The organism is Mesorhizobium sp. C120A (genome assembly GCF_030323105.1).
GTDB lineage: Bacteria > Pseudomonadota > Alphaproteobacteria > Rhizobiales > Rhizobiaceae > Mesorhizobium.
Genome location: NZ_CP100476.1, coordinates 2,731,340 through 2,756,922, shown reverse-complemented (window position 1 = coordinate 2,756,922; position 25,583 = coordinate 2,731,340). Strand labels below are relative to the sequence as shown.

Genomic DNA, 25,583 nt, shown 5'->3' with positions numbered 1-25,583 from the left:
CGCCAAGCGATTCAGGGGATTGGGCTTCTTCGCCCGAGACCCGGCGCGAGGCACCCCCCTCTGGCCTGCCGGCCAATGGCCGGCAGGCCAGAGGGGGGTGTGCCGAAGCGCTTGCATCGAGGATTGGCCTTAGCCGTATCCATGTTCGTTTCGACTTGCTCCCCCGCCGACGCCGATCCCCTGCCCGCCGGCTTCCTCCGCCTGGCTGATGTCGATCCCTCGATCCGCCAGGACATCCGCTATGCCCGCCTGGAAAATTTCCTGCATCGCAAGACCGATGGCTACGACGCCCCAATCTGCATCCTCACGAAGCAAGCTGCGCAAGCGCTGTCCGGTGTGCAGAAAGCGCTCGCCGCCGATGGCCTGACGCTGGTCGTCTTCGACTGCTACCGCCCGGCCCGCGCCGTTGCCGACATGGGCAAATGGACCAGAGAGGGCGGCCCGCCCGATCCGCAATGGTACCCTCAGGTGCAGCGCGGCGACCTCATCGCCAAGGGCTATATCGGCGAATTGTCCACCCATTCGCGCGGCTCGACCGTCGATGTCGCCATCGCCCGCAGCGACGGCAAGAACAAGTCATCCGCCGCTTGCGGCGCGGCCGGCGCCGGCACGCTCGATTTCGGCACCAGCTTCGACTGTTTCGACCCGGCAAGCGAAACCGCACATCGCCCATTGGCGGCAGAAGCGGCGGCAAACCGCAAAAGGCTGCTCGACGCCATGCGCGCCGGCGGCTTCAAGAATTATGCGCGCGAGTGGTGGCACTACACGCTTCGGGACGAGCCGTTTCCAAAGCTGCGCTTCGATTTTCCTATCACTGCGGGCTGAACCGCCCGGTGCTACACCGAGCCTTCCCTCTCTCGGCCTTGCTTCTGCGGTGTCAGCTCCTAGATAGCCTCAAACCGGCCGGATTTGGGTTAGACCAATATGAGGAAAATATTTCCTTCCGAGACCCAATATCGGCGAAAATTTCCTTCGAGCGGACAAAAAAGGCAACGTTGAATGCATCTAATTTCTATCAATTCGATAGAGTTCAGCCGTCATCAACGGAGGCGGGAATGACCAAACCTCATTTCAAGAAACTGCTCGGCGCACTGGTCGCCACATCGATCCAGTTCGGCACGCTCGGTTTCGCGTTTGCCGATACGACCATTCTGAACGTGTCCTACGACCCGACACGCGAACTCTACAAGGCCTATGACGAAGCCTTCGTCGCACACTGGATGGCCGAGACCGGCGAGACGGTCACGATCCAGCAATCGCATGGCGGATCGGGCGCCCAGGCCCGCGCCGTGATCGACGGCCTCGATGCCGATGTGGTCACGCTGGCGCTTGAGGGCGACATCAACGCCATCGTCACCAAATCGAAGAAGATCAATCCGGACTGGCGCAAGAAATTCGAGAACAATTCGGCGCCGTACACCTCGACCATCATCTTCCTGGTCCGCAAAGGCAACCCGAAGGGCATCCACGACTGGAGCGATCTGGTCAAGGACGGCGTCCAGGTGATCACGCCGAACCCCAAGACCTCCGGCGGTGCGCGCTGGAACTACCTTGCCGCCTGGGCCTATGCCAACGCCAATGATGGCGGCGACGAAGCCAAGAACAAGGAATTCGTCGGCAAGCTCTACGCCAATGCTCCGGTGCTCGACACCGGTGCACGCGGCTCGACGGTCACCTTCGCGCAAAAGGGCATCGGCGACGTGCTGATCGGCTGGGAAAACGACGCCTATCTGGCGCTCAATGAATTCGGAGCCGACAATTTCGAGATCGTCTATCCCCCGACCTCGATCCTGGCCGAGCCGCCGGTGGCGATCGTCGACGCCAATGTGGATGCCAAGGGCACCCGCAAGGTCGCCGAAGCCTATCTCGGCTGGCTCTATTCCAAGGAAGCCCAGACGATCATCGCCAAGAACCACTATCGTCCGGCCAAGCCCGAGCTGGTGGATGCGGCTGACATTCCGAAGACGCCCGAAATCAAGCTGATCTCCATCGACGATCCGCTTTTTGGCGGCTGGAAGAAGGCACAGCCTTATCATTTCGGTGACGGTGGTATATTCGACCAGATCTACAAGCCGGCCCAGTAGGATTTAGATCAGGACGACATGACCATAGCACCCGCCAAGGCGGGGTGGCGATTCAGACAGCCGAGTGTCATTCCGGGTTTCGGATTGACGCTCGGCTTCTCGCTTGCCTACCTCACGCTCATCATCCTCATCCCCCTGTCGGGCCTGATCTGGCGCTCGGCAGCCCTCGGCTGGACCGATTTCTGGGCGATCGCCACCGACCGCCGGACCATCAACGCACTCGAAATCAGCTTCGGCACAGCCTTCATCGCAGCCGCCGTCAACGTCGTCTTCGGCACGCTCGTCGCCTGGGTGCTGGTGCGCTACCGCTTCCCCGGCCGCCGCGTCGTCGACGCCATGGTCGACCTGCCCTTCGCGCTGCCGACGGCAGTGGCCGGTATCGCGCTGACCACTCTTTATGCGCCTAATGGCTGGATCGGCCATCTCCTGGCGCCGCTCGGCATCAAGGTCGCCTACACGCCGCTCGGCATTGTCGTGGCGCTTGTCTTCATCGGCCTGCCGTTTGTCGTGCGCACGGTGCAGCCGATCATGGAGGAGATCGACAAGGAAGTGGAGGAAGCCGCCGCGACGCTCGGCGCCAACCGCTTCCAGATCATCACCCGCATCCTGTTTCCCGGCCTGGCGCCGGCCATCATCACCGGCTTCTCACTCGCCTTCGCGCGCGGCGTCGGCGAATACGGCTCGGTCATCTTCATCGCCGGCAACCTTCCCTACAAGTCGGAGATCGCACCGCTTCTGATCGTCATCCGGCTCGAGGAGTACAATTATCCGGCGGCCACCGCGATCGCGGCGATCATGCTTTTGCTGTCGTTCGTGATGCTGCTGGTCATCAACCTGGCGCAGTCATGGAGTCGCAAGCGCTATGGCTGACCCCGAGATCAAATCCTACGAACCGCATCACGAGAGCCGGTCGGCGGCGGTGACCGAAAGCCGGCCGGTGCGGCTGCTGCTGATGGCGGTGGCCTTCGCCTTCCTCGCCATCTTCCTGCTGCTGCCGCTGATCATCGTCTTCCACGAGGCGCTGGCGAAAGGCATTGGCGCCTACACGGAATCGCTCTCCAATCCCGATACGCGCTCGGCGATCCGGCTGACTCTGCTGGTGGCGGTGATCGCCGTGCCGCTCAACGTCGTCTTCGGCATTTCGGCTGCCTGGGCGATCGCCAAGTTCGAGTTCAAGGGCAAGGCTTTTCTAACCACGCTGATCGACCTGCCCTTCTCGGTCTCGCCGGTCATTTCCGGCCTGGTCTATGTGCTTTTGTTTGGCGCTCAGGGACTGTTCGGTGAATGGCTGAAGGCGCACGGCATCCAGATCCTTTTCGCCGTGCCCGGCATCGTGCTCGCGACCATCTTCGTTACCTTCCCCTTCGTTGCCCGCGAACTGATCCCGCTGATGCAGGAACAGGGCAACGGCGACGAGGAAGCCGCGCTCTCTCTGGGCGCCAATGGCTGGCAGACCTTCTGGTACGTGACGCTGCCCAACGTCAAATGGGGATTGCTCTACGGCGTGCTTCTGTGCAACGCCCGCTCGATGGGCGAATTCGGCGCGGTCTCGGTCGTGTCGGGCCACATACGCGGGCTGACCAACACCATGCCGTTGCATGTCGAAATCCTCTACAACGAGTACAACGCCGTCGGCGCTTTTGCCGTCGCTTCGCTGCTTGCCGGCCTGGCGCTGGTCACGCTGGTCTTGAAAACACTTCTCGAGATGCGCTACGGCGCCGAGATCGCCGCAACGCGCGGGCACTGACTAAATGCATGTCGCCCAAGACTGGGAACCGGTTTTGGGACAACGACATGCACCAAATTACTGAGGGATCTACATGGAAGTTCGCGTTGCCAACGTACGCAAGGAGTTTGACCGGTTTCCGGCCCTCCATGACGTATCGCTTGACATCAAGTCGGGTGAGCTGATCGCGCTGCTTGGGCCATCCGGCTCCGGCAAGACGACGCTGCTCCGGCTTATCGCCGGCCTGGAGCGGCCGACGCGCGGAAAGATCTTCTTCGGCGACGAGGACGCCTCGCACCGCTCGATCCAGGAGCGCAATGTCGGCTTCGTCTTCCAGCACTATGCGCTTTTCCGGCACATGACGGTCGCCGACAATATAGGCTTCGGCCTCAAGGTCCGGCATGGACCGTCGCGACCACCGGCGGCCGAAATCCGCCGACGCGCCACCGAACTGCTCGATCTCGTTCAGCTTTCCGGCCTGGAAAAGCGCTATCCGGCGCAACTTTCCGGTGGCCAGCGCCAGCGCGTGGCGCTCGCCCGGGCCATGGCCATCGAGCCCAAGGTGCTGTTGCTCGACGAGCCGTTCGGCGCGCTCGATGCGCAGGTGCGCCGGGAACTCCGCCGCTGGCTGCGCGAGATCCATGACCGTACCGGCCACACCACCGTCTTCGTCACCCACGACCAGGAAGAGGCGCTCGAGCTTGCCGACCGCGTCGTGGTGATGAGCCAGGGCCGCATCGAGCAGGTCGGCTCCGCCGACGAGATCTACGACACGCCGAACTCGCCCTTCGTCTACTCCTTCATCGGCGAATCGAGCATGCTGCCGGTCAAGGTTGAGAATGGCGAGATCTGGCTCGCCGACCGTCCGATCGGCGTGTCGGCGCCGCACGCACCCGAGGGCGATGCGACGCTGTATTTCCGCCCGCACGATATCGAACTGCTCGACGGCTGCAGCGGCTGCAGCGGCTGCATCGCCGGCACGGTCGCCGCCAGCCGCCGCGTCGCCGGCACAAGACGCGTCGAACTGGAAATCGGCGGCGAGCGCCAGCGCGTCGAGATCGAACTGCCTGTGGACCATCCTGCGGCGCAGAAGAGCCGGGTGGCGTTCAGGCCAAGGCGCTGGAAGCTTTTCCCGGCGGCATAGACATCGATCCGGCGCTACTCCAGCCAGTTCTCGACCTTCAGGCCCTTGATCCGGCTGAACTCACCGGTGTTGGCCGTAACCAGCGTCGTCCCCAGCGCGCAGACGTGGGCAGCAATGAAAAGGTCATTGTGGCCGATTGGCTGGCCTCTGGCCTCCAGCTCGGCACGAAGTGCTCCGTATTCGTTATCCATCGGCACGTCGAGCGGCAGCACAGGTAACTCGGCGAGCAATTGCTCGACCTTGGCGAGCAGCTTGGCCGATCCCTTGCGGGCGCAGCCATAACGCAGCTCCGAGGCGACAACGATGCTGGTGCACAGGGCACCGTCTCCCGCGCGAACCGCCGTACTGGCAGCCTTGCCGGCAGGGTTTCGGATCATGTCGCTGAGAATGTTGGTGTCCAGCATGAACCGCATCAAAAGATATCCTCAGGCCCCACGGGCGCATCATGGATCTCGGGAAAGTCGTCTTCAGGACCAAGCGGCGGCTCTTTCGCCCATTGGGTGAGCAAGGCGGTGAGGCCTGGTTTACGGACTGGCTCGATAACCAGGCGATCGCCGTCGCGGCTGATGAGGACTTTTTCGCCGGGAAGCTCGAACTCGACGGGAATGCGCACCGCCTGGCTGCGGTTGTTGCGGAAGAGCTTCGCCTCCCTGGGCGGTGGTATTGAGTGACGGTGCTGCGGCATGGCAGCCTCCCCTGTCTGTTCCACTTGTATATGCCATTTGTATATGCCACTCGGCTTCGAATTGCAAACCACAGAAAACCCCAACGCACCGGCATTTCGGCTGGAATGAATTTTCGCCGATAACCTGCTTCAGCGATTTCTTTTTCGCTGCAACGCCATACGTCTGCCCCGTGTGCCTCGCAGTACACCCTCCGGCCCGGCTATGTTCTGGCAACGCATTGCACATCGGAGCCTGTTTTCATGAAGCGTTTTTTGCTCAGCGTCGCCACCGTCGCCGGCCTGGTCCTCGCCTCTTCGCAGGCCTGGTCGGCCGACAAATTGCTCAACGCTTCCTATGATGTCGGCCGCGAATTGTTCGCCCAGGTGAACAAGGCTTTCGTCGCCGGCCATCCGGGCGTCACCGTCGACCAGTCGCATGCCGGCACCTCGGCGCAGGCGCGCGCCATTGCCGAAGGCCTCGGCGCCGATGTCGTCACCTTCAACCAGGTCACCGACATCGACTTTCTGGTCAAGAAAGGCCTCGTCGCCGCCGACTGGCAGAAGGATTTCCCCGACAACGCCTCGCCCTTCTATTCGCTCCCATCCTTTCTCGTCCGCGCGGGCAACCCCAAGCACATCAAGGACTGGAACGACCTCGTGCGCGACGACGTGCAGGTGATCTTCCCCAACCCCAAGACCTCGGGCAATGCGCGCTACACCTATCTGGCCGCAACCGCCTACGCCAAGGAAGCCTTCAAGGGCGACGACGCCAAGGTGAAGGAGTTCGTCACCAAGCTGTTCAACAACGTGCCGATCTTCGACACCGGCGGGCGCGCCGCCACCACCACCTTCGTGCAGCGCGAGATCGGCGACGTGCTGATCACCTTCGAGTCGGAAACGCGCGGCATCCGCAAGGAGTATGGCAACGACAAGTTCGAACAGGTCACGCCAACGGTCAGCCTGCTCGCCGAATTCCCGGTGGCGATCGTCGACAAGGTCGCCGACGAGCACGGCAGCCGTGACCTCGCCAAGACCTATCTCGACTTCCTCTACACGCCCGAGGGCCAGACCATCGCGGCTGAAAATGGCCTGCGCGCCCGCAACGCTGAAGTCGCGGCAAAATACAAGGCCGACTTCCCCGATGTCCGCCTGCTGACGGTGGAAGACGTCTTTGGCGGCTGGGACAAGGTACAGAAGGAGCACTTCGCCGCCGGCGGTCTGCTCGACCAGACCTATGGCAGCCGCTGATATCAGCAGCGTTCGACCTCACCTCACAAGAAAGCCGGCGCTTTGCCGGCTTTTACGTTCGCGCGCCGACAAACGGCTTTCATGCGGAATCTGTCGCGATCGGCGAAAAACGTTACAAAGAATCAACGCCTTTGTGCCTAACGTCTCAACCGGGCGGCTTGTTCTACGCGAAACCGGGTTGTTCAGGCGAAACGTCATGATTTGCACACAAACAACCGCCAGATGCGGGTGGTTGGGGTTTTCATGAACTGAAGCGGGCATGCTTACCAAAAAAGGCAAATACGGCCTCAAGGCCCTCGTGCATCTTTCCGGCCTGCCGGTCGGCCAGCTTGCATTCGTCAACGACATCGCGATCGCCAACAACATCCCGAAGAAATTTCTGGATGCCATTCTGGGCGAGCTGCGCAATGCCGGCTTCGTCCTCAGCCGCAAGGGCAAGGAAGGCGGTTATCGCCTCGCCCGGCCGGCTTCCGAAATCAAGATCGGCCACGTCGTGCGCGTGCTGGACGGCCCGCTCGCTCCCATACCCTGCGCCAGCCGCACGCAATACCAGCGCTGCGAGGATTGCGACGAGGCGACCTGCCAAGTCCGGCACATGATGCTGGAAGTGCGCCAGGCGATCGCCGAAGTGCTGGACAATCGCAGCCTCGCCGCCATGCGCGACGCCGACAATGATGATTTTCCGGTCGAGCTGACATCGCAGATCTAAATTAGAGCATGGTCCCGAAAAGTGCGAACCGGTTTTCGGACAAGATCATGCTGAAATGAGAGTCCTCAGACCAGGCCGAGCTTGCCGGCCAGGCCGACGCGCTGGATTTTGCCGGTGGGACCCTTGGGTATCTCCTGGAGAAACAGGATGTGGCGCGGCACCTTGAACTCGACGATCCGGCTGCGCGCGAAATCGCGTATCTGCTCGGCATCGGCGGTGGCGCCCTCGGCCAGCACGATGGCCGCACCCACCTCTTCGCCGAGCATGGCGTGCGGCACGGCGAAGGTCACCGCCTGCGCCACCAGCGGATGATCGAGCAGCACATTGTCGACCTCGAGCGGCGAGATCTTTTCGCCGCCGCGATTGATGATCTCCTTCAGCCGCCCGGTGATCTTCAGATCGCCATCCTCGTCGATGAGGCCCTGGTCGCCGGTGCGGAACCAGCCATCGCTGAAGGCAGCTTCATTGGCCACCGGATTGTCGAGATAGCCATCATGGATGTTGGCGCCGCGCACCGCGATCTCGCCCTTTTCACCCGCCGGCAGGATCGTCCCCTTGTCGTCCAGGATCGTCACCTGCGGACCCGCAGGCAGGCCGACCGAGCCTGGCTTGCGGCGTGCCGGCGGCAGGCCGTTGGATGTCATCTGGTGCGCCGCCTCGGTCATCCCATAGGCCTCGACCACCGGACAGCCGAAGACGCGCTCGAGGTCGCGGAACACGGTGTCGGGAAGCGCTGCCGAAGACGAGCGGATGAAGCGCAGCCGCGCAGCCGCGATGGTTTCGCCATTGCGGGCGGCGCGCGCCAGGATCGCCTGATGCATGGTCGGCACCGCGCTGTACCAGCTCGGCCGGAAATCGCCCAGCCAGCCGTAGAATTTGAGCGGGTTGAAGCCCGGCGTGCAGACAACAGCGCCGCCGACTGCCAGCTGTGCGCTGAGCGCCGCCATCAGCCCGTGAATGTGGAACAGCGGCATCACGTTGAGACACATATCGTTTGCCGACAGCGCCAGGGTGCTGGCGATGTTGGCCATCGATGCCTGCAGATTGCGCTGCCGCAAGCCGACGATCTTCGGTCGCGCCGTGGTTCCCGATGTGTGCAGGACAAGCGCGAAATCGTCGGGTCCGTTGAACTGCATATCGTCGAGGCGAGCCTCGCTGGCAGCCTCCACCTCGGCGTCGCCCGCCAGCAGAAACTCGCCGGCCTTGGCGCCGTCAGTCACGACGACGTCGAGCACCGCAATGCCGTGCCCCTTTGCGGCGTTGCGCGCGGCATCGCCCATGCCTTGTCCGCACAGCAGCAGCTTCACATCGAGATCGCCGAGATAGAAGCGGAATTCGTCTTCGCCGTAAGCCGGATTGAGCGGCGCCGCCGTCGCCAACGCCGAGACCGCCAGGAAACAGGCCGCCATTTCCGGGCCGTTGGGCAAGACGATGCCGACGGCCGTGCCGCGGGTAAGGCCACGCCTGGCGAGATCGCCGCAGAGCTTGTCGACAAGATTGGCGAGGCCGGCAAAGCTCAGGGACGGCCGGTCCGGCGCCATCAGCGCCACCGCAGCCGGCCGCCAGGGCGCCAGTTGGGGAAGTGCTACCGATAGGGCCTGTTTCAAGTTCGAACCCTGAATGGCGTTCACCATGGCCTTGCCGGCGCCGATTGCGCGCCCGTGGCAGACGCAGTAAAGCGATTTCCGGACGCACGCAAGAACAGGTGGACACCGATCGGATGAGGCTGCCGTGGTTGGGAAAATCCCGGAAAGCCGACCGGACACCATCTTCCGCCGTCATTTATCATACGGAAATCATCGCCGACATCCTGGTGCCCGAACGCGCCGAGCATGTCCGCTTCTTCAGCCGCAAGCAGGTTCGCGCCGGCAAGTTGCGCACCTTCAACAACAGGGATCTCCGCGAGTTGCTGCTGGCCGCCTTCTACATCGGCGTCGCGGCATCGCTGCCGGTCGATTGGTGGGCCGCGGTCTGCAGCCGCGTATCTGGGCTGCGCCTCAAGCGCCATATCCGCAAGGATTTCGTGCGCTACGCCGCCGCGACGCGCGCCGTGCTCGGCAACGGCATCGATGCGCAAAGGCAGTTCAGGGCCTTGCTCTGCGCCAACCACCGCCGGCGTCTGCTGCTTGCCGCGCATCTCATCGGCCGCCGCTGGTCACCTAATATCCGGCTGGAGGGCCTGGAAGGCCTGCAAGCGGCGCTGAAGCGCGGCCACGGCGCTATCATCTGGTGCGATCAGTTCACGGCCCAGACCATCATCGGCAAACGCGCTCTCCATGAAGCCGGCATCGAGACACACCAGCTCAGCGTCAGGGCTCACGGCATATCCGATTCGACCTTCGGCTTGCGCTTCCTGAACCCGCCGATGGTTCGGGTCGAGAACCGTTTCCTGAAAAGCCGGATCGTGTTCGACCGCAGCGACGCCTACCAGGTCACCGGCCGGATCCAGAAGATCCTTGGCAGCAACGGCGTGGTGTTGGTGACCAACACGGTGCATGCCGGCTCGACATTCACCGAAGTCGGCCTTGGCGAGAGCGGCTGGACCCACCTGGCTTCGGCGCCGACGAATTTCGCTGCCAGAGGCAAGGCCGCGCTGTTTTCCATGTCGACCTTCGAGACCGATCCGTTCCGCCAATACCGCGCCGTCCTAAGTCCCGAACTGGTGCCGGCTCCGGCAGAGGCCGGCGAGCCCTCGACCAGCGCCGGCGGCGCCAAGAACATGGCGCTGCAGGCCGAGTACATATTGCTCAAGCGCGACCGCTTGCTGGAGGCGCTGAAACTCTATCCCGAGCAAATGATGGTCTGGTCCGGCCATGACCGGTTCACCGAACGGCCGGAAAGTGCCTTGCCTGACGATTCATGATTTTGCGCCGGCCAGCAGGCTGGCAACGGCGGTGACGATCTCAGCCACTGGAAGTGTGGCGTCTGTCGTCAGCGCCTGCTCGTCGGCGCCAGGCGGCTCAAGGATGGCGAACTGGCTCTCGACCAGGCTTGCCGGCATGAAATGCCCCTTGCGGTTGGCGACACGCTGCTTGGCGGTTGCGGGATCGATCTTCAGATAGATGAAATCGATATCCCGGCGGAAGCCACGCAGACGATCGCGGTAGCTGCGCTTCAGCGCCGAGCAGGCGGCAACCACGCTTTGGCCGCTGCCGGTCAGGTCGGCGATCCGCTCGCCGATGGCATCGAGCCAGCCCTCACGCAGTTGATCGGTGAGCGGCTCGCCGCTCGCCATGCGCGCGACGTTCTCTGGCGGATGCAGCCTGTCGCCCTCGACAAAGACGGCCCCTTCCTCTGCTGCCAATGCCTTGCCGACAGCCGATTTTCCGCAGCCAGCGACGCCCATCACCACAATGGCCCGAGGCACTGAGCCGGTAGCGTCCATTGGCGCCTGTGCCGTCTTTTCGTCCACGGTCAGCGGCTTGCCGGCGCGCGGCCGTAGAGCAGGAGCATGGCGACGATGACCAGACCATAGACGATCTGCCGCCCCGCCTCCGGCATCTGCATGACCGAGAGTATGGACTGCAGGAGGGTGATCAGAATGACACCGGCGACGGTGCCGAGATAGGAGCCGCGGCCACCCAGGATGGAGGTGCCGCCCAGAACCACGGCGGCGATCGACGGCAGGAGATAGGCATCGCCCATCGATTGCGCCGCCTTGGAGGCATAGCCGGCGAGAAGCACCCCGCCAAAGGCGGACAGCCCGCCTGAGATAGCGAAGGCGATCATCACCACGCGCCTTGTATCGATGCCGGAGAGATAGGCGGCACGCTCGCGGTTGCCGATGCCGTAGACGGTGCGGCCGAAGCTGGTGCGGGACAGCACGAACACCATCGCGGCACCAATCAGCGCCCAGATGATGACGGCGTTAGGCACGCCAGGAATGGTAAAACCTGTCGCAAGATAGCGCATGGCGCCGGTGGCCGAATCCTGTGGCGAGTAGCCGCCGGTATAAACGACCATGAGCCCTTGCGCGACAGCGTTGGTGGCGAGCGTGATGATCATCGAGGGTATGCGCAGATAGGCGACGCCAAAGCCGTTGACGATCCCGATCAGCACCCCGCAAAAGATGCCGAACGGGATGGCCAGCGCCACACCGATCGGGCCATAGGCCGCGGCCGCACACGCCATCATCGCGCCCGCCGCCACCGCCCACGGCACCGATAGGTCGATCTGGCCTAGCAGGATGACCAGCATCATGCCTGTGGCGATGACGCCGAGGAACGAGGCCACCTTGAGCTGCTGCAAGAGATATTCAGGCGACAGAAAGCTCCTGGAATAGAGGCTGCCTAGGAACAGCAACAGCACGATGCAGGCGAAGGCCGTCAGCACCGCCGGATCGGCGCGGCGGATGAATTTCGGCATGCGGCCGGCGATGCCGCCCAACGTCGTTTCGCTCACAGGAACCACTCCAGCCGGTTGCGGACCCGAAACAGTGCGAAGGCGCCGAGGCTGACCGCAACCAGCAGGATAACGCCCTGGAACAGTGGCTGCCATAGCGGGTCGAAATCGAACACGAACAACAGGTCGCCGATGGTGCGGAAGGCCAGCGCGCCGAAGATGGCGCCGATGGCGCTGCCTTTGCCGCCGAACAGCGAGACGCCGCCCAGCACCACCGCGGCGATTGAAAACAGCGTATAGGCGTTGCCGCTGGCATAGGCTGCATCGCCCGTATAGGTGAAGAAGGTCAGGAACAGTCCGCCGATCGCGGCCAACAGGCCTGCGAGCGCGTAGGCAGCGAACTTGCCGCGCCTTATCGGCACGCCGGACATGTAGGCCGCCGTCTCCGACGAGCCGGCCGCATAAGCCGCGCGCCCGAGCACCGAGCGGCTGAACGGCACCCAGACGATTAGCACGACGGCGAGCAGCGCGATAAGACTGGCCGGCACTACGCCGAACAGGCGCCCGGTCAGCGCGTCGGCGAGACCTTCGTTGACCGAACCGCCGGGAAACGGCCTCAGCAGCAGCGCGATGCCGAAATAGACCGCACCCGTGGCGATCGTGGCGACGATCGGCTGCAGGCGGCCGTAGATGACGATGGCGCCGTTGATCGCTCCGCACAGGAGCCCGGTGCCGAGCACGGCGATGACGCCGAAAGCGGTCTCGAGGCCGGTGCCTATGACCAGCCAGGAGGCGAGGCAATTGGTCAGCGTGAAGATCATGCCGATGGAGAGGTCGATGCCGGCGGTGATCACGACCAGTGTCTGCGCCATGGCGACGAAGGCGAGCAGCACGCCCTTGTTGGACGCCGTCTGCACGACATTGGCGGTGAAGCCCGCCGGATGGTTCGAGGTGTAGATGACGAACATGACAATGAATATGCCGAGTGCCATCAGTGTTCCGCGCTGCTCGGCCAGCCAGTAGCGCCACTCTTTCACGCGTCCGCTCCCTGTCTTGCGCCGGTATCGTCTCTCGCGCCGGCGTCATCGCCATGGATGTTGAGCGCGCTTGCAATGAGCGCCCGCTCGGTGATCTCGGCCCCGACCAGCTCGCGCTTGACCGCGCCGTCATAGAGCACCAGCACGCGGTCGCAGCAGCCGATCAGTTCGTCATAGTCGGTCGAATAGAACAGGATCGCCGCCCCCGCATCCGCCAGCTTGCGCATCAGTTGATAGAGTTCCTGCTTGGTGCCGACGTCGATGCCGCGCGTCGGATCGTTGAGCAGGATGATACGCGGCTGGCGCATCAGCCATTTGGCGATGACCACCTTCTGCTGGTTGCCCCCCGACAGCGCACCGACCGGAATGTCGAGGCCGGCCGTCTTGATCGCCAGCAGCCCGACCATGTCGTCGATCAGCCGCTGTTCGGCGGCGCGGTCGATGATGCCGGCCTTGGACAGCCGGTCTAGGGCGGCAAAGGAGAGGTTCTCGCGCACCGTCATCGGCAGCATCAGGCCTTCGGTCTTGCGGTCCTCCGGGATCAGCGCCATGCCGATGCGGCCGTCGCGCGCCGCTTGGGGGCTGGCGATCGAAACAGGCTTGCCGTCGATAAGGATCTGGCCGCCGAGGCCGCGCAGCACACCGAAAAAGGCAAGCAGCAATTCGCGCTGGCCCTGGCCGTCCAGGCCGCCAAGGCCGACGACCTCGCCTGCCCCGACCGTCAGCGAGACATTGTCCAGCCGGTCCGTCCAGGACAGCTTGCGCGCCTCCAGCACGGGAACGGCGGCGGCTGCGGTGCGCGCGGGTTTCGGCGGAAAAATATGGCTGTATTCGCGCCCGATCATCAGTTCGACGACTTCGTTGTCGCTCTTTGTGCCTGCCTTGTAGCTGGCGACATTGCGGCCGTTGCGAAACACCGTGCAGTGGTCGGCAAGCTCGGCGATCTCGTTCATGCGGTGCGAAATGTAAAGCAGCGCCAGCCCTTCCGAGCGCAATCGCTTGAGCACGCTGAATATCCTGGCGACGTCCGTCGCGGTCAGGGCCGAGGTCGCCTCGTCGAGGATCAGGATGCGCGGCTTCCTGGCCAATGCCTTGGCGATCTCGACCATCTGTCTTCTTGAAAGCGGAAGATCCTTGACCAGCGCCAATGGATGGATGTCGGCCGCACCTGCGCGTGCCAGCGCATCCTCGGCAATGCGGCGCTGCGCCTTGCGGTCGATCATGCCGAAACGCTTCGGCGGATCGGAGATGACGATGTTGTCGGCAACGCTGAGTTCGGGAACCAGCGACAGCTCCTGGAAGATGCAGACGATGCCGGACTTGTTTGCAGCAGCAGGCGAAGCGAACGTCACCTCGCTGCCGTTCAGCATCATGCGGCCTTCGTCGGGCGCGACGACGCCCGCCATGACCTTGATCAGCGTCGATTTGCCGGCGCCGTTTTCGCCGAGAATGGCGTGGATGCTACCGGACGAGACCGAAAGCTCGGCCTTTTCCAGCGCCCGCACACCACCATAGCGCTTGGATATGCCTTCCATCCGGAAGAGCGGAACCGCACCGTCCATCGGCCCTCCCGAGGCAGTTTGACTTCAAGGGATATCGAGTGGCCGGCGCCGCGGAGATCCCGCGGCGCCGGATATGCCGCCTATTGGTCAGCCCCTATTGGTCAGCTTTGGTCTGGCCCATAATTTCCTGCGCGGTGAAATTGATGCCGCAGGTCGGGAAGGAATTGCCGACGAAGAAATTGTCGGACTGGTCGGGGAAGAAATCCTGACCGGCCTTGAAGTTCGGATCCTCGACGATCGCCAGTGGCAGTTTCACTGCTTGCGGAACGACGTTGCCTTCGAGCGCGGCAATCGCCGTCTTGATGGCGACCGCGACCTGCGCCGGACCGGTGCCGGCCGATGAGCATTTCAGCCCGTCGCCGGCATGTGCCGCGCAGAACTTGCGGAAACCGTTCTCGGTCTCCCCGCCGAACGGCACGAAAGCATGCTTGGCATCGATCATCGCCTGCACGATGCCGGTGTCGCCGCCTTGCCCGGTGATTCCGTCGAACGGACCGTTGGTGGCAATGGCGTCGGCCGTGGCCTTCTGTGCCACGCCGTCGTCCCATTTGCCGACCACCTCGGTGACGTCCCATTTCTTGCCGGAGGCATCGAGCGCTTCATGGATGCCGTTGTGACGGTCGGTGTCGACGGAAGTTCCGGCAACGCCGCGCACTTCGAGCACCTTGCCGCCATTCGGCACATGGCCGACCAGCCATTTGCCCCACAATTCGCCAAGGCCCTTCTGGTCGACATTGACGTTGATGGCGTCCTTGGTGTCGAGAATATTGTCGAAGGCGACGAGGATGACGCCAGCTTCCTTGGCGCGCTTGATGACCGGCCCGAAAGCGGTCGGGTTCTGGGCGTTGACGACGATCGCGTCATAGCCGGAATCGATGAAGTTGTTGATCGCCGAAATCTGGGCCGGCACGTCCTCGCCGGTCGAGACGACCTTGAATTCCTTCAGTTTCGCGGCGACCTCCGGCTGGGCCGCATAGGCCTTGGCGGTCTGCACCATCTGGATGCGCCAGGTGTTGGCGATATAGCCATTGGCGAGCGCGATGCGGTATGGGCCGTCTTTCTTGGGGAACTTGAAGAACTGCGTATCGGCCGCCCAGGGCGCAAAGCAATCCGGCTCAGCCGACGGTCCCTTGACGACTTCCGGGTCGGCCATGGCCGACGAACTCAGCATGACGAATGCAGTGGCGGCAACGATGCCACCAACAAGTGACTTGATCATCGATATTCCTCCCAGTTGTAGTTTTATTTGCTGCTGCTTGTTTATTTGATGCTGTTTGTCGTGGTGTGTTTTCCACGCCTGCCGAAGGCCCTCCAGCCTGGCCGGCGCCACGTCTCAAGGGCCCGAAGCCGGCCCGATCCCCTCCCCCTCGCCGCTTCACAGGCGAGAAACGAAACTAGCATATTATACATAATAAACAAGCATGAGCTGTTGCTTATGTATAATAAACAGGCACGGCCTCTCATCAAAACGTCTGCCCGACGAAAATGGTAGCGCTACCATGACGTTGTGTAAAGCACCATTTGCTGAGGCCGCCAAGCGTGTTCAGCGTGCGGTGCTCTCGCGGGGCTTGAGTTCGAAACCGAGATCGACGACCCGCTGCTCAGGCCTTCGTCCTGCGATCGCCGCCAGCGCCATGGCAACAGACCGACGGCCGATTTCATAGCGAGGGGTGCGGATACTGGTGAGCGGCGGGAACGCCGCCTGCATCATTTCGAGGTCGTTGAAGCCGACAATGCCGATTGTTTTCGGCACGTTGAGCGCGGCGCTATGGCATTCGAACAAAACGCCGAGCGCGATGTCGTCATTGTTGCAGAAGACGCCGTCGAGCGCCGGCATCTTGGCCAGCGCATCGCGAAGCAGCTCGCGGCCGAGCGTCACGCTGGACAGTAGCGGCGTGGTGGTGACCAGCCGGGGGTCGAACAGGCCGGCCTTCTCCATTGCCGCGCGATAGCCGGCAAGCCGCCGCTGCGACCGCGGGTCCATGCGTGCGCCGATGAAGCCGATCCGCCGGTAGCCCGCCTCGATCAGATGCTCGGTCGCCGTGCGGCCGCCGTCGAAATGCGAGAAGCCGACCAGCATGTCGACCGGATCGGGCCCAGTCTCCATCACCTGCACCACCGGGCAGCCCGCGCTCTCCAGCAGCTTTCGCGAGGTCGGCGTCTGGTCGATGCCGGCCACGATCAGCGCCGCCGGGCGCTGCGGTGCGAACACCTGCAGCAGGCGCTCCTCCTCGAGGCCGGAATAATGGGTGTTGCCGAGCTGGACGCGGAACGGGCCGTCCGACAGGCAGTCATAGATGCCGCGCACCACTTCGGCGAAGACGTTGTTGGTCAGCGACGGCACCAGCACGCCGAACACATCGGCGCGCGCCGAGGCCAGCGCCCGTGCATTGGGATCCGGGATATAGCCGAGTTCGTCGACGGCGGCCTGGATCTGGCGCCGCAGATCCTGGCTGACGCGTTCCGGTTCGCGCAGCGCCCGCGACACGGTGATGGCGCCGACGCCGGCCTTGCGCGCAACATCTGATAGGGTCGGGCGGCCGCCGCCGCGACGCGAGCGCGGCTTGGTCATGGACATCCTCCACGTGCCGGGCCCCGGCCGCTGCGCCCTTGCGAAACCATGTTCAGCTTTTCCACTGCCACCATGCCGGCTGCTGCCGCACCCACTCGCCTGCTGGCGTCGCGCAGCCAATCGCCCTTGTCAAGCAACAGGGCAATCCTGCCTTCCTAAGCCATCAGGGCAGCACTGCGTTTTGCTTTCCACAGCAGCAGCCCGATGGCCACTATGTTCAGCAAGTTCCACGCGATCCCGTTGAGGAACGCGGCGGCGTAGGAGCCGGTCAGGTCGTAGATCCAGCCCGACATCCAGCCACCGATCGCCATGCCGAAGATGGTCGCCATCATGACGATGCCGATACGCTGGCCGGCCTCCCTGGCGGGCAGGTATTCGCGCACGATGATGGCATAGCAAGGCACGATGCCGCCTTGCGACAGGCCGAACACCAGCGACACGACATAGAGCGAGGCAAGCCCGTCGAACGGGATGTAAAACAAAAGCGACAGGCATTGCAGCACGGAACCGATAAGCAGGGTTTTCACGCCGCCGATGCGGTCGGCGACAAAGCCGGAGGCAAGCCGGCTGACGACGCCCGCCGCCATCATGATCGACAGCATGTCGGCGCCATGCGCAATGCCGTAGCCAAGATCCATGCAATAGGCGACGATGTGCACCTGCGGCATCGACATCGCCACGCAGCAGCCGAGACCGGCAACGATCAGCAGCACCTGCAACGCCGCCGGCGACAGCGAAATCGACTGCACTGGCCGGCTTCCGGGCGAACCGGCGGCAGCCGCCGTCGGAGCAGCGCGCCGCAACAACAGCACCAGTGGCACCATGGTGACCAGGCAGAAGACACCGATGCCGGCATAGGTGAAGCGCCAGCCTTCCGCCTTGATCAGTGTCGGCATGATGGTTGGCCAGAGCGCTCCGGCGAGATAGTTGCCAGCAGCCGCCGCCGTGACGGCGACGCCGCGCCGACGGTTGAACCAGTGCGAGATGTCGGCGATCAGCGGCCCGAAGATCACCGATGTGCCGACACCAATCAGCACGCCCTGGGCAAGGGTGAATTGCAGGATAGAGGTCGACAACGCGGCGAGCAGCAGGCCGGCGGCGAGAGCCACCGAGGATAGCAGTGCCGGGATCCAATACCCCATGCGATCGACCGCGCGGCCAACCAGCACATTGCCGGCGGCGAAGCCGACCATGGTTGCGGTGTAGGGCATCGATGCCGCGGCGCGGTCAACGCCGAACTCGGCCTGCACGGCCGGCAGCACGACGACGACGGCCCACATGCCGACCGCACCGATCGTCGCCAGCAGCATGGAGATGGCAAGCCGCATCCAGGCGTAGCTGCTGTCGATGCCGGGGCTATCCGCCTGATTGGCGACGATCGGGGTCAAGGCGTTTCCTGTCTACGGTCCTGGGAAGTCGACCGTTGTGTCGCCACTATCGGCGCATTCACCGCGACGGGCAGCGCCACAGGGCCATGATCCGTGGCTCCAGCGGCCCGGCGATTTCTCGGGAACCGCGGCGGCCTGCCCGAGTTTTTGCGACAGGAAGGAGTTTGTCATGACCGCGAAGAAAAAATGGTCGGCCGAGGTGACCGAGCACAGCGATGCGATGGACCTTGAGGACCACATCTTCGAAGCCGACGACGCCAGGAAGATCGCGGCCTCGCTCAAGCGCTCGGCCGAGCACAGCGACCGCCGCAAGGCCCAGCCGTTTGAGTCGGCCATGTCGATGCTGAATTTCTACATCAACCGCGCCGGCAAGAACCTGCCGCAGGCGCGCCGGAAAGTGCTCGAGGACGCCAAGGACGAACTGCGCGCGGCCTTCGGACGGCCGCAGCAGGATTAATGCATGTCGCTCAAAAGTGGCGCCGGTTTTGAGACAACGACATGCATAAACAAAGACCTAAGCGCGTCGACTTAGTCCGTTCAAACGGGACGCGCTTTAGCGCTCCCGATTGGCTCTGCCAAATTCACCTCAACTGGACCTAGTGACAGGTCCTCTTTCCCCTCAATTTGCCGGCCTCGGCTTTGTGTTTCCCCGAGCCCTTTGAAGTAGCGGCATGACGGTCAAGATCGGCATCAATCCCATCACCTGGAGCAATGATGATGTTCCCGCACTCGGCGGCGATACGCCGCTCGCGACATGCCTGTCGGAAACCAGGCAGGCCGGCTATCGCGGCACCGAACTCGGCGGCAAATTCCCCAGGCGAAGCGACGAGCTTGGACCGATCCTGTCTTCTTACGGACTGGAGCTCGTCTCCGGCTGGTATGACGGCCGCATTCTGGACCGCACGGTCGACGAGGAATTCGCCGCCCTCACCTCGCATCTGACCCTGCTGCGCGACCTCGGCGCCAAGGTCGTCGTCTATGCCGACACCTCGCGCGGCCGTCATGACGGCATTTTCGCGCCGATCTCACAGCGTCCGCGCCTCGCTGACGGCGAATGGACCGCCTATGGCGAGAAGCTGACCGAACTCGCCGACCGCATGGCTGCCTTCGGCGTCGGCATGGCTTTCCATCACCATATGGGCACCATCGTCGAGAGCGATGACGAGGTCGACAGGCTGATAGCCGCAACCGGCAAGAGCGTCGGCCTGCTGTTCGATACCGGCCATTGTCTGTTCTCAGGCGGCGACCCGGCCTCCCTCCTGAACCGGCATCTCGACCGCATCGTGCATTTCCATTGCAAGGACGTCCGCGCGGCCGTGCTGGAGAAGGCACGGCGCGAGGACATGAGTTTCATGGCGGCAGTGATGGAAGGAATCTTCACTGTGCCCGGCGACGGTTCCGTCGATTTCCTGTCGCTGTTGAAGCCGCTGGCCAAGCGCGGCTTCGAAGGCTGGATCGTCGTCGAGGCCGAGCAGGATCCGGCCAAGGCACACCCCTTGACCTATGCCACGAAAGGTTACGCTTCGCTTCTCAAATCGGCCTGCGCGGCCGGGTTCGACGTCGCGATACGAGACTTGGCCTAACCACCGCCGGGGGGCTGGTGGTTGGGCCGGTTGGGCGCGCGCCTCGGTAGGGGTAGCGACGCGAAAGCGCCCGGCGATCCGCGCCGCCGCCCTCCCTTGGCGGCGCGGATCGCACAGTTCTTGGCATCGAAATTTTTGCCCCCGAGTTGCCGGCCCGGCGTTTCAAGCTTGAGGCTGGCGACGAGGCATGCCTTGATGCGGATGGAGGAGCGACATGGCATTCGAGGCGGCACTCGGCATGGAACGGCTTTGCACCATCCGTGAGATCGCCGAGAAGGCGGAACTCGGCGCGGCAACCGTTCATCGCGCGCTGAAGAACAGCCGTGAGGTCCGTCCCGCAACCAGACGGCTGGTGCTCGAGACCGTTTGCCTGCTTAACGAAGAAAAGATCGCGCGCGCAGCCAGGCTCGTCGGAGACTAGCTTGGCCGACCACATGCGCCTTTCCCTCGACATCATGTCGGTCGACCGCGGCTCGGACGAACCGATGCACCGACAGATCTATGGCGCCCTGCGGCGCTTCATCCTCGACGGCCAGATCCAGCAGAACACGCTGCTACCATCGACACGCTCGCTGGCCGAGGATCTCAAGGTCGGCCGAAACACGGTGATCGCCGCCTACGACCAGCTGCTCGCCGAAGGGTTTATAGAGGCGCGCGCCGGGTCCGGCACCTGGGTGGCGCCGATCCAGCAGAAACGCCCGCCGGCCGCGCTGCGCGCCGGGCTTGCCGCTCCGCAAAAGCTCTCGCGGCGCGGTCAGACCATCGTCAACGGCCCGCAGCCGCCGCGCAATGCCGGTGTCATCAACTTCCATCCCGGCGTGCCGGAAACCGCGTCCTTCCCCTTCACCATCTGGTCGAGCCTTCTGGTGCGCAACGCACGCAGCCGCGACGAGAACTTGCTCGGCTATATCTCCTTTGCCGGCCATCCCGGTCTGCGCCAGGCCATTGCGTCGACCATCAGCCTGTCGCGCGGCATCAACTGCACCGCCGACCAGGTCATCATCGTCACCGGCGCGCAGGCAGCACTCGACCTCGCTTCGCGCGTGCTGATGGACGAAGGCGACCATGTCTGGATGGAGGAGCCCGGCTATCTCGGCGCCAAGAGCGCCTTTCTCGCCAGCGGCGCGCAGCTCGCGCCCTTGAAGGTCGATCGCCACGGTTGGCATCTCGCAGACCCAGAGCTGCCGCCGCCGCGGCTGATCTATGTGACGCCATCCTGCCAGTGGCCGTTCGGCACCATCATGCGCATCGAGGAGCGGCTGCAACTGCTCGACATTGCCGAGCGCCACGGCGCCTGGATCGTCGAGGATGATTATGACGGCGAGTACCGGTACCGTGGCCGGCCGGTACCGGCGCTGCGCGGCCTCGATCACGCCGACCGGGTCGTCTATATCGGCTCCTTCGGCAAGACGCTGATCCCGGCGCTCCGCATCGGCTATCTCATCGTGCCGCGCGAACTGTCGGTCCCCTTCGACCGCGCCGTCTCGATCACCGGCCAGTTCGCGCCGCTGATCCTGCAGGCGACGGTCAACGACTTCATCACGCAAGGCTATTTCGCCACGCATCTGAAACGCATGCGCCGCCTTTATGCGCGCCGGCAAGCCAATTTCGTCAAGCTGTGCCAGGAGCATCTGGCCGAATGGCTGACTGTGACCGAGAACGATTCCGGCATGCAGCTGCTGGCCAGTTTTATCCGACCCTACAAGGACAGCGACGTCGTCGCCGCCGCCGTCAAGGAGGGCCTCGACGTGCAGGGCATCTCGATCAACTACCATTCGAGCGAGCCGGAACACGGCCTGCTGCTCGGCTATGCCGCGATGGACGAACGCCAGATCCTGCGCGCGGTGCTGGCGTTGCGCGCTGCCTTCATGCGGCTGGACCGGCAATAGGCCGATCCAGCGCTGAGCGCTTCAATTCACACTATCGAATTTCTGCAGATCGACGGGCGCTGCCTTGCGCACCTCGACATCGTCCAGCGAGGCATTCTCCAGCGCCACACGGGCCGCCGCATCGATGTTATGGACCATGTCGTCGATGTCGGCGTCGCCATGCGCCGGATTCGTCGCGATCATCACCGTGCGGTTGAGGATGTCGAGAGAACCCTTGCCGAGATCGTCGGCATAGGTCAGCCGCAGGCCCTTGTTTTCCGGCAGCGTGTACGGATTGAGCGCCGGATGATGCGCGCCCTCATGCATCAGCACCTGGTCCCACTGAGTGAAATTGTGGCGGCCGGTCTTGCCGGCAATGACGCTCGGAATGGTCTTCGAAAAAGTCTGCGCCGCCTGTTCGCTGGGCAGCAGATACATCACCTGCGCCGCGCAATCGTCGTCGGGGCTGTTCATCGGCGACGGCGTCAGACCGAGATTGCCGAGATGGCGCGTGCCGGCCAGCACCTTCTTCTTCTCCGCCCGCATCGCCTCGATGATGCCGTCGAGACGGTCGAGCTGGACATTGAGCATTGCACCCATCAATTCCGAGGCGCGCGCGCCGATGCCGGCGAACGGCTTGATGCTGTCGCTGCGGCCCTGCCAGTAGAAGTGGCAGGGGTCGATGGCGCAGCGCGCGCGCTCGGCCACTTTCGGATCGCTGGTGGCGATGCCGCCGCCCTCGCCCGACGTGATGTTCTTGAAGTAGTTGAAGGAGTAGGCGCCGGCATGGCCGATGGAGCCGAGCTTCTTGCCCTCATAGCCGCCGCCAATGCCCTGGCAGACATCTTCCAGCACGAGCAGACCGCGTTTTTTAGCGATGTCCATGATGGCGTTCATGTTGCAGGCCGCACCCCACATATGTACCGGGATGACCGCCTTGGTGCCCGGGCCGACGGCGTCGCGCAGAGCGGCCGGGTCGATGGTCAGGCTCTCGTCGATATCGACAATGACCGGAATGGCGCCGACCGACAGCACTGCTGTGGCGGTCGCCATATAGGTGTGCGCCGGCACCAGCACCTCATCGCCCGGGCCGATGCCGAGGCCGATCAGGCCGGCGGCGAGCCCATAGGTGCCGCTGGCGGCCAGCGCAAAATGCTCGACGCCGAGATGCCTGGCATAGCGGGCCTCGAAGCGGTTGCACTCGCTGTTCTCGCCATAGCGAAACAGCGCACCCGAGCGGATCACCCTGGCAATGGCTTCGATCTCTTCTTCGCCGGCAGTGTACATGGCAAGTCTCCACATCGCTGATGGTATGAAAGCAGTACGCCTGCGGCCGCTGTTTGAAAGAACCACTCCGCTGCGATCGGACCAAGCCATCCTGCTCACGTCGGAGCGGCGTTTAGCGCCGACTGTGGGCATATCGAATGAAATCGACATTCCAGAATGCAGGCCCGCGGAAAAATCGTACCCATCCGAATTCGCTGAAGTGGCCCTGTCGGAAAGCCCGCATTGGGCGTTCCATCGCGTCCAGTTGGGCAAACGGTCGGTTCCATGCAGCACGGGACACACTTTGGAAGACCCTCGAAACCGGGGTGCCGGCAAGATGGTGGCCGGCAAGATGGTGGCCGGCAAGACGGTGGCCGTCCATGACGCGACAGCTCGTCCTGCATGAAGACGATGTCGGCATGTGCCATGGCGCCAACAGCGCCTTCCTCGAACTGACCGCACTGGGCGCCTGCAGCTCCGGCGCCGTGATGGTGCCGTGCCCATGGTTCCCTGAGATGGCCGAAGCGGCAGCCGCCGATCCCCGGCTCGATCTCGGCGTCCACCTGACGCTGAACAGCGAAAAGCAGCACTACAAATGGCGGCCGCTGACGTCGCCGTCGCGCGCGGCCGGCCTGACGGACGAGTTCGGCTATTTCTGGCCCGATGTCGCGACCACCCGCCGCAAGGCAGCACCGCAAGCGGTGGAAACCGAGCTTCGCGCCCAGATCGACACCGCCTACCGCGCCGGCATCGACGTCACTCATCTTGACGCCCATATGGGGGCAGCGCTGTCGCCCGAGTTTTGCGACGTCTACATCAAGCTCGGCCTGGAATATCGCTTGCCGGTGCTGTTGACCAAAACGCTGTCGGCCTATTCGCCCAACGACAATCTGGTTGGCGTCACCGAAGCGGCGTTCCAGCGCGGCGTCACTGAAGCCCGGGCCAAGGGCTTTGTCATCTTCGACGCCGCCATTCAGACGACCTGGGGCCGTCCACGCTCCAAGCCGATAGGGCCCGCCTACAGGGCATTGGTCGAAGGGGTGCGCGAAGGCCTGACCTTCTTTTGCCTGCACTTCAACGCGCCGGGCGAGTTGGAACTCATCGAGCCGCGCTCCGCCTATATCCGCACCGAGGAATACGAACTCTTCCGCGACCAGGCTTTCCGCGACTGGCTCGGCGCGCAGGACATCGACATCATCGGCATGAAGCCGCTGCGCGAGGAGCTTCGTGCACGGCTCGGGGCATCGACACTGGCAAAGGCCCGCAAAGCGGCCACCCGGTCAGCGCCGTAAGCCGATCCGTCGGCCGAGGCGCAAAGAGGGAATTGGAACTGCAACGACAATGGGAGAATGACATGAAGACTGTTCTGAAACTGGCGCTCGGCGCGCTTGTCTCGATGAGTATGCTGGCGGGCGTCGTGCAAGCGGCCGGCCTGAAGGATCCCAAGGATGTCCGCATCACCTTCGTGGTGCATGGCTCGGCCTCCGATCCCTACTGGTCGGTGGTCAAGCGCGGCGTCGACGATGCGGCGGCGCTGACCGGCGCCAAGGTCGAATATTATGCGCCGCAAGTGTTCGACGTGGTCGAGCAGGCCCGCCTGCTCGACGCGGCCATCGCCACCAATCCAGACGGCATCGCCGTCTCCATTGCCGACGCCAATGCGCTTGGTAAATCGGTCAAGGCCGGCCTTGCCGCCAATATTCCGATGGTCGTCCTGGATTCCGGCGAGAAGGAAGGCGCCGAACTCGGCACCTCTCTCTACGTCGGCACAGTCTCCGAATATGATTCCGGCAAGAAGGCCGGCGAGCGGCTGGCCAAGGAAGGCACGCTCAAAGTCGTCTGCATCAACCACGAGGTCGGCAATGTCAGCCTCGACCAGCGCTGCCAGGGGTTGAATGATGGGCTGAAGCCGTCAGGCGGCGGCACCGAAGTGCTTACCGTGTCGCCCGATCCGGCCGACATCCAGCGCCGCACCGAGGCCTATCTGTCGGCGCATCCCGACACCCAGGCCGTCTTCGCGCTCGGCGCCACTGCCGCCAATCCGCTGATCCCGTTCTTCCGGCAGAAGGAATTGTTCGGCAAGATCAAGCTCTACACCTTCGACATCAGCCCCGAAGTCCTGGATTCCGTCGTCGCCGGCGAAATGGGCTTCGGCATGGACGCCCAGCAATATCTGATGGGATACCTGCCGGTGATCTATCTGGTCGAGCATGCCACACATGGCTTCTGGCCGCAGAACAACGCCTACACCGGTCCGCTGTTCATCGACTCGCCCGATAAGGCCAAGGCGATCCTGGCGCTCGCCAAGGACGGCATCCGCTAAGGCAAGACCAAAACGGATCGGGGAGCCGCCATGCGCTCCCGTCTCTGGTCGAGATTGCGAAGTGAGCG

At 63.6% G+C, this 25,583-nt stretch carries 26 protein-coding genes; 15 read left to right on the top strand and 11 right to left on the bottom strand.

Going from position 1 to position 25,583, the window contains the following annotated elements; genetic code table 11:
* Positions 1-141: 141 nt before the first annotated feature.
* The 5 genes from NL532_RS13370 to NL532_RS13350 all read left to right on the top strand — a co-directional run bounded on the left by NL532_RS13370 (position 142) and on the right by NL532_RS13350 (position 4,954).
* Positions 142-825: a M15 family metallopeptidase gene (locus NL532_RS13370; RefSeq protein WP_023829218.1), complete on the top strand. Its 684-nt coding sequence runs from the start codon at positions 142-144 to the stop codon at positions 823-825.
* Positions 826-1,055: 230 nt separating this feature from the next.
* Entirely contained in the window at positions 1,056-2,084 is a 1,029-nt protein-coding gene (locus NL532_RS13365) for a sulfate ABC transporter substrate-binding protein (protein WP_023829217.1), read from the top strand.
* An 18-nt stretch (positions 2,085-2,102) separates the two neighbouring features.
* Complete coding sequence (gene cysT, locus NL532_RS13360; RefSeq protein WP_023687973.1) at positions 2,103-2,954, top strand: sulfate ABC transporter permease subunit CysT; 852 nt, start codon at positions 2,103-2,105, stop codon at positions 2,952-2,954.
* Positions 2,947-3,831, top strand: coding sequence for a sulfate ABC transporter permease subunit CysW (gene cysW / locus NL532_RS13355; protein ID WP_023690809.1), 885 nt, complete (start codon positions 2,947-2,949; stop codon positions 3,829-3,831). The genes cysT and cysW overlap by 8 nt, the downstream gene beginning before the upstream one ends.
* A gap of 73 nt (positions 3,832-3,904) precedes the next feature.
* Entirely contained in the window at positions 3,905-4,954 is a 1,050-nt protein-coding gene (locus tag NL532_RS13350; RefSeq protein WP_023829216.1) for a sulfate/molybdate ABC transporter ATP-binding protein, read from the top strand.
* Positions 4,955-4,968: 14 nt separating this feature from the next.
* On the opposite strand, the gene NL532_RS13345 is transcribed toward NL532_RS13350, so the two are convergent.
* Together NL532_RS13345 and NL532_RS13340 are read right to left on the bottom strand one after the other, a co-directional pair.
* Entirely contained in the window at positions 4,969-5,367 is a 399-nt protein-coding gene (locus tag NL532_RS13345) for a type II toxin-antitoxin system VapC family toxin (RefSeq protein WP_023829215.1), read from the bottom strand.
* The gene (locus NL532_RS13340; protein WP_081730991.1) at positions 5,367-5,639 is read right to left on the bottom strand and encodes an antitoxin; all 273 of its coding nucleotides are present in this window, start codon (positions 5,637-5,639) and stop codon (positions 5,367-5,369) included. The genes NL532_RS13345 and NL532_RS13340 overlap by 1 nt, the downstream gene beginning before the upstream one ends.
* A 240-nt stretch (positions 5,640-5,879) precedes the next feature.
* Here NL532_RS13340 and NL532_RS13335 point away from each other — a divergent pair, with 240 nt between their 5' ends.
* Positions 5,880-6,866: a sulfate ABC transporter substrate-binding protein gene (locus tag NL532_RS13335; RefSeq protein WP_023829213.1), complete on the top strand. Its 987-nt coding sequence runs from the start codon at positions 5,880-5,882 to the stop codon at positions 6,864-6,866.
* A 259-nt stretch (positions 6,867-7,125) separates the two neighbouring features.
* Positions 7,126-7,575 (top strand): RrF2 family transcriptional regulator, encoded by a 450-nt coding sequence (locus NL532_RS13330; RefSeq protein ID WP_023673075.1) that lies wholly within the window; start codon positions 7,126-7,128, stop codon positions 7,573-7,575.
* Positions 7,576-7,640: 65 nt separating this feature from the next.
* Here NL532_RS13330 and NL532_RS13325 read toward each other — a convergent pair whose 3' ends face one another.
* The gene (locus tag NL532_RS13325) at positions 7,641-9,182 is read right to left on the bottom strand and encodes an acyl--CoA ligase (RefSeq protein WP_031203186.1); all 1,542 of its coding nucleotides are present in this window, start codon (positions 9,180-9,182) and stop codon (positions 7,641-7,643) included.
* A gap of 113 nt (positions 9,183-9,295) precedes the next feature.
* Here NL532_RS13325 and NL532_RS13320 point away from each other — a divergent pair, with 113 nt between their 5' ends.
* Complete coding sequence (locus tag NL532_RS13320) at positions 9,296-10,438, top strand: lysophospholipid acyltransferase family protein (protein ID WP_023826558.1); 1,143 nt, start codon at positions 9,296-9,298, stop codon at positions 10,436-10,438.
* Here NL532_RS13320 and NL532_RS13315 read toward each other — a convergent pair.
* The 7 genes from NL532_RS13315 to NL532_RS13285 form a co-directional block, all read right to left on the bottom strand.
* Positions 10,433-10,987, bottom strand: coding sequence for a gluconokinase (locus NL532_RS13315; protein WP_023826557.1), 555 nt, complete (start codon positions 10,985-10,987; stop codon positions 10,433-10,435). The genes NL532_RS13320 and NL532_RS13315 overlap by 6 nt on opposite strands.
* Before the next feature lie 2 nt (positions 10,988-10,989).
* The gene (locus NL532_RS13310; protein WP_023673071.1) at positions 10,990-11,976 is read right to left on the bottom strand and encodes an ABC transporter permease; all 987 of its coding nucleotides are present in this window, start codon (positions 11,974-11,976) and stop codon (positions 10,990-10,992) included.
* A complete protein-coding gene (locus NL532_RS13305) occupies positions 11,973-12,953 on the bottom strand; it encodes an ABC transporter permease (protein WP_023826556.1) in 981 nt (326 codons plus the stop codon). The genes NL532_RS13310 and NL532_RS13305 overlap by 4 nt, the downstream gene beginning before the upstream one ends.
* Positions 12,950-14,515, bottom strand: coding sequence for a sugar ABC transporter ATP-binding protein (locus NL532_RS13300; protein ID WP_023826555.1), 1,566 nt, complete (start codon positions 14,513-14,515; stop codon positions 12,950-12,952). The genes NL532_RS13305 and NL532_RS13300 overlap by 4 nt, the downstream gene beginning before the upstream one ends.
* Before the next feature lie 94 nt (positions 14,516-14,609).
* Positions 14,610-15,734, bottom strand: coding sequence for a sugar ABC transporter substrate-binding protein (locus tag NL532_RS13295; protein ID WP_023682221.1), 1,125 nt, complete (start codon positions 15,732-15,734; stop codon positions 14,610-14,612).
* 324 nt (positions 15,735-16,058) lie between these two features.
* Positions 16,059-17,087 (bottom strand): HTH-type transcriptional regulator GntR, encoded by a 1,029-nt coding sequence (gene gntR, locus NL532_RS13290; protein WP_023826554.1) that lies wholly within the window; start codon positions 17,085-17,087, stop codon positions 16,059-16,061.
* 155 nt (positions 17,088-17,242) lie between these two features.
* Entirely contained in the window at positions 17,243-18,415 is a 1,173-nt protein-coding gene (locus NL532_RS13285; protein ID WP_050588124.1) for an MFS transporter, read from the bottom strand.
* 229 nt (positions 18,416-18,644) lie between these two features.
* Between NL532_RS13285 and NL532_RS13280 the strand changes: the two genes are divergently transcribed.
* The 4 genes from NL532_RS13280 (at position 18,645) to mocR (ending at position 21,947) form a co-directional block, all read left to right on the top strand.
* The gene (locus NL532_RS13280; protein WP_023826552.1) at positions 18,645-18,932 is read left to right on the top strand and encodes a DUF3175 domain-containing protein; all 288 of its coding nucleotides are present in this window, start codon (positions 18,645-18,647) and stop codon (positions 18,930-18,932) included.
* Between the two features lie 214 nt (positions 18,933-19,146).
* Entirely contained in the window at positions 19,147-20,058 is a 912-nt protein-coding gene (gene iolE / locus NL532_RS13275; RefSeq protein ID WP_023752959.1) for a myo-inosose-2 dehydratase, read from the top strand.
* 214 nt (positions 20,059-20,272) lie between these two features.
* Positions 20,273-20,479 (top strand): LacI family DNA-binding transcriptional regulator, encoded by a 207-nt coding sequence (locus tag NL532_RS13270; protein ID WP_023705614.1) that lies wholly within the window; start codon positions 20,273-20,275, stop codon positions 20,477-20,479.
* A gap of 1 nt (position 20,480) precedes the next feature.
* Positions 20,481-21,947: a rhizopine catabolism transcriptional regulator MocR gene (gene mocR, locus NL532_RS13265; RefSeq protein WP_023829210.1), complete on the top strand. Its 1,467-nt coding sequence runs from the start codon at positions 20,481-20,483 to the stop codon at positions 21,945-21,947.
* A 21-nt stretch (positions 21,948-21,968) separates the two neighbouring features.
* On the opposite strand, the gene NL532_RS13260 is transcribed toward mocR, so the two are convergent.
* Positions 21,969-23,213, bottom strand: a complete 1,245-nt coding sequence (locus NL532_RS13260; RefSeq protein ID WP_023752957.1) for a DegT/DnrJ/EryC1/StrS family aminotransferase — start codon at positions 23,211-23,213, stop codon at positions 21,969-21,971.
* Here NL532_RS13260 and NL532_RS13255 point away from each other — a divergent pair.
* From NL532_RS13255 to NL532_RS13245, 3 genes are all read left to right on the top strand, one after another.
* Positions 23,212-23,598, top strand: a complete 387-nt coding sequence (locus NL532_RS13255; protein WP_031194894.1) for a hypothetical protein — start codon at positions 23,212-23,214, stop codon at positions 23,596-23,598. The genes NL532_RS13260 and NL532_RS13255 overlap by 2 nt on opposite strands.
* Complete coding sequence (locus NL532_RS13250) at positions 23,573-24,484, top strand: polysaccharide deacetylase family protein (protein ID WP_023829209.1); 912 nt, start codon at positions 23,573-23,575, stop codon at positions 24,482-24,484. Before NL532_RS13255 ends, NL532_RS13250 begins: the two co-directional genes overlap by 26 nt.
* A gap of 62 nt (positions 24,485-24,546) precedes the next feature.
* The gene (locus tag NL532_RS13245) at positions 24,547-25,515 is read left to right on the top strand and encodes a rhizopine catabolism ABC transporter substrate-binding protein (RefSeq protein ID WP_023687959.1); all 969 of its coding nucleotides are present in this window, start codon (positions 24,547-24,549) and stop codon (positions 25,513-25,515) included.
* Positions 25,516-25,583 lie beyond the last annotated feature (68 nt).

What these genes read in the sequence shown, in the direction of transcription:
- NL532_RS13300 (WP_023826555.1), bottom strand. Translation starts at nt 14,515, where the DNA reads ATGGACGGTGCGGTTCCGCTCTTCCGGATGGAAGGCATATCCAAGCGC.
- NL532_RS13330 (WP_023673075.1), top strand. Translation starts at nt 7,126, where the DNA reads ATGCTTACCAAAAAAGGCAAATACGGCCTCAAGGCCCTCGTGCATCTT.
- NL532_RS13285 (WP_050588124.1), bottom strand. Translation starts at nt 18,415, where the DNA reads ATGCGGCTTGCCATCTCCATGCTGCTGGCGACGATCGGTGCGGTCGGC.
- NL532_RS13270 (WP_023705614.1), top strand. Translation starts at nt 20,273, where the DNA reads ATGGCATTCGAGGCGGCACTCGGCATGGAACGGCTTTGCACCATCCGT.
- iolE (WP_023752959.1), top strand. Translation starts at nt 19,147, where the DNA reads ATGACGGTCAAGATCGGCATCAATCCCATCACCTGGAGCAATGATGAT.
- gntR (WP_023826554.1), bottom strand. Translation starts at nt 17,087, where the DNA reads ATGACCAAGCCGCGCTCGCGTCGCGGCGGCGGCCGCCCGACCCTATCA.
- NL532_RS13255 (WP_031194894.1), top strand. Translation starts at nt 23,212, where the DNA reads ATGGCAAGTCTCCACATCGCTGATGGTATGAAAGCAGTACGCCTGCGG.
- NL532_RS13340 (WP_081730991.1), bottom strand. Translation starts at nt 5,639, where the DNA reads ATGCCGCAGCACCGTCACTCAATACCACCGCCCAGGGAGGCGAAGCTC.
- NL532_RS13350 (WP_023829216.1), top strand. Translation starts at nt 3,905, where the DNA reads ATGGAAGTTCGCGTTGCCAACGTACGCAAGGAGTTTGACCGGTTTCCG.
- NL532_RS13245 (WP_023687959.1), top strand. Translation starts at nt 24,547, where the DNA reads ATGAAGACTGTTCTGAAACTGGCGCTCGGCGCGCTTGTCTCGATGAGT.
- cysW (WP_023690809.1), top strand. Translation starts at nt 2,947, where the DNA reads ATGGCTGACCCCGAGATCAAATCCTACGAACCGCATCACGAGAGCCGG.
- NL532_RS13280 (WP_023826552.1), top strand. Translation starts at nt 18,645, where the DNA reads ATGACCGCGAAGAAAAAATGGTCGGCCGAGGTGACCGAGCACAGCGAT.
- NL532_RS13365 (WP_023829217.1), top strand. Translation starts at nt 1,056, where the DNA reads ATGACCAAACCTCATTTCAAGAAACTGCTCGGCGCACTGGTCGCCACA.
- cysT (WP_023687973.1), top strand. Translation starts at nt 2,103, where the DNA reads ATGACCATAGCACCCGCCAAGGCGGGGTGGCGATTCAGACAGCCGAGT.
- NL532_RS13250 (WP_023829209.1), top strand. Translation starts at nt 23,573, where the DNA reads ATGACGCGACAGCTCGTCCTGCATGAAGACGATGTCGGCATGTGCCAT.
- NL532_RS13370 (WP_023829218.1), top strand. Translation starts at nt 142, where the DNA reads ATGTTCGTTTCGACTTGCTCCCCCGCCGACGCCGATCCCCTGCCCGCC.
- NL532_RS13295 (WP_023682221.1), bottom strand. Translation starts at nt 15,734, where the DNA reads ATGATCAAGTCACTTGTTGGTGGCATCGTTGCCGCCACTGCATTCGTC.
- NL532_RS13345 (WP_023829215.1), bottom strand. Translation starts at nt 5,367, where the DNA reads ATGCGGTTCATGCTGGACACCAACATTCTCAGCGACATGATCCGAAAC.
- NL532_RS13260 (WP_023752957.1), bottom strand. Translation starts at nt 23,213, where the DNA reads ATGTACACTGCCGGCGAAGAAGAGATCGAAGCCATTGCCAGGGTGATC.
- NL532_RS13320 (WP_023826558.1), top strand. Translation starts at nt 9,296, where the DNA reads ATGAGGCTGCCGTGGTTGGGAAAATCCCGGAAAGCCGACCGGACACCA.
- NL532_RS13335 (WP_023829213.1), top strand. Translation starts at nt 5,880, where the DNA reads ATGAAGCGTTTTTTGCTCAGCGTCGCCACCGTCGCCGGCCTGGTCCTC.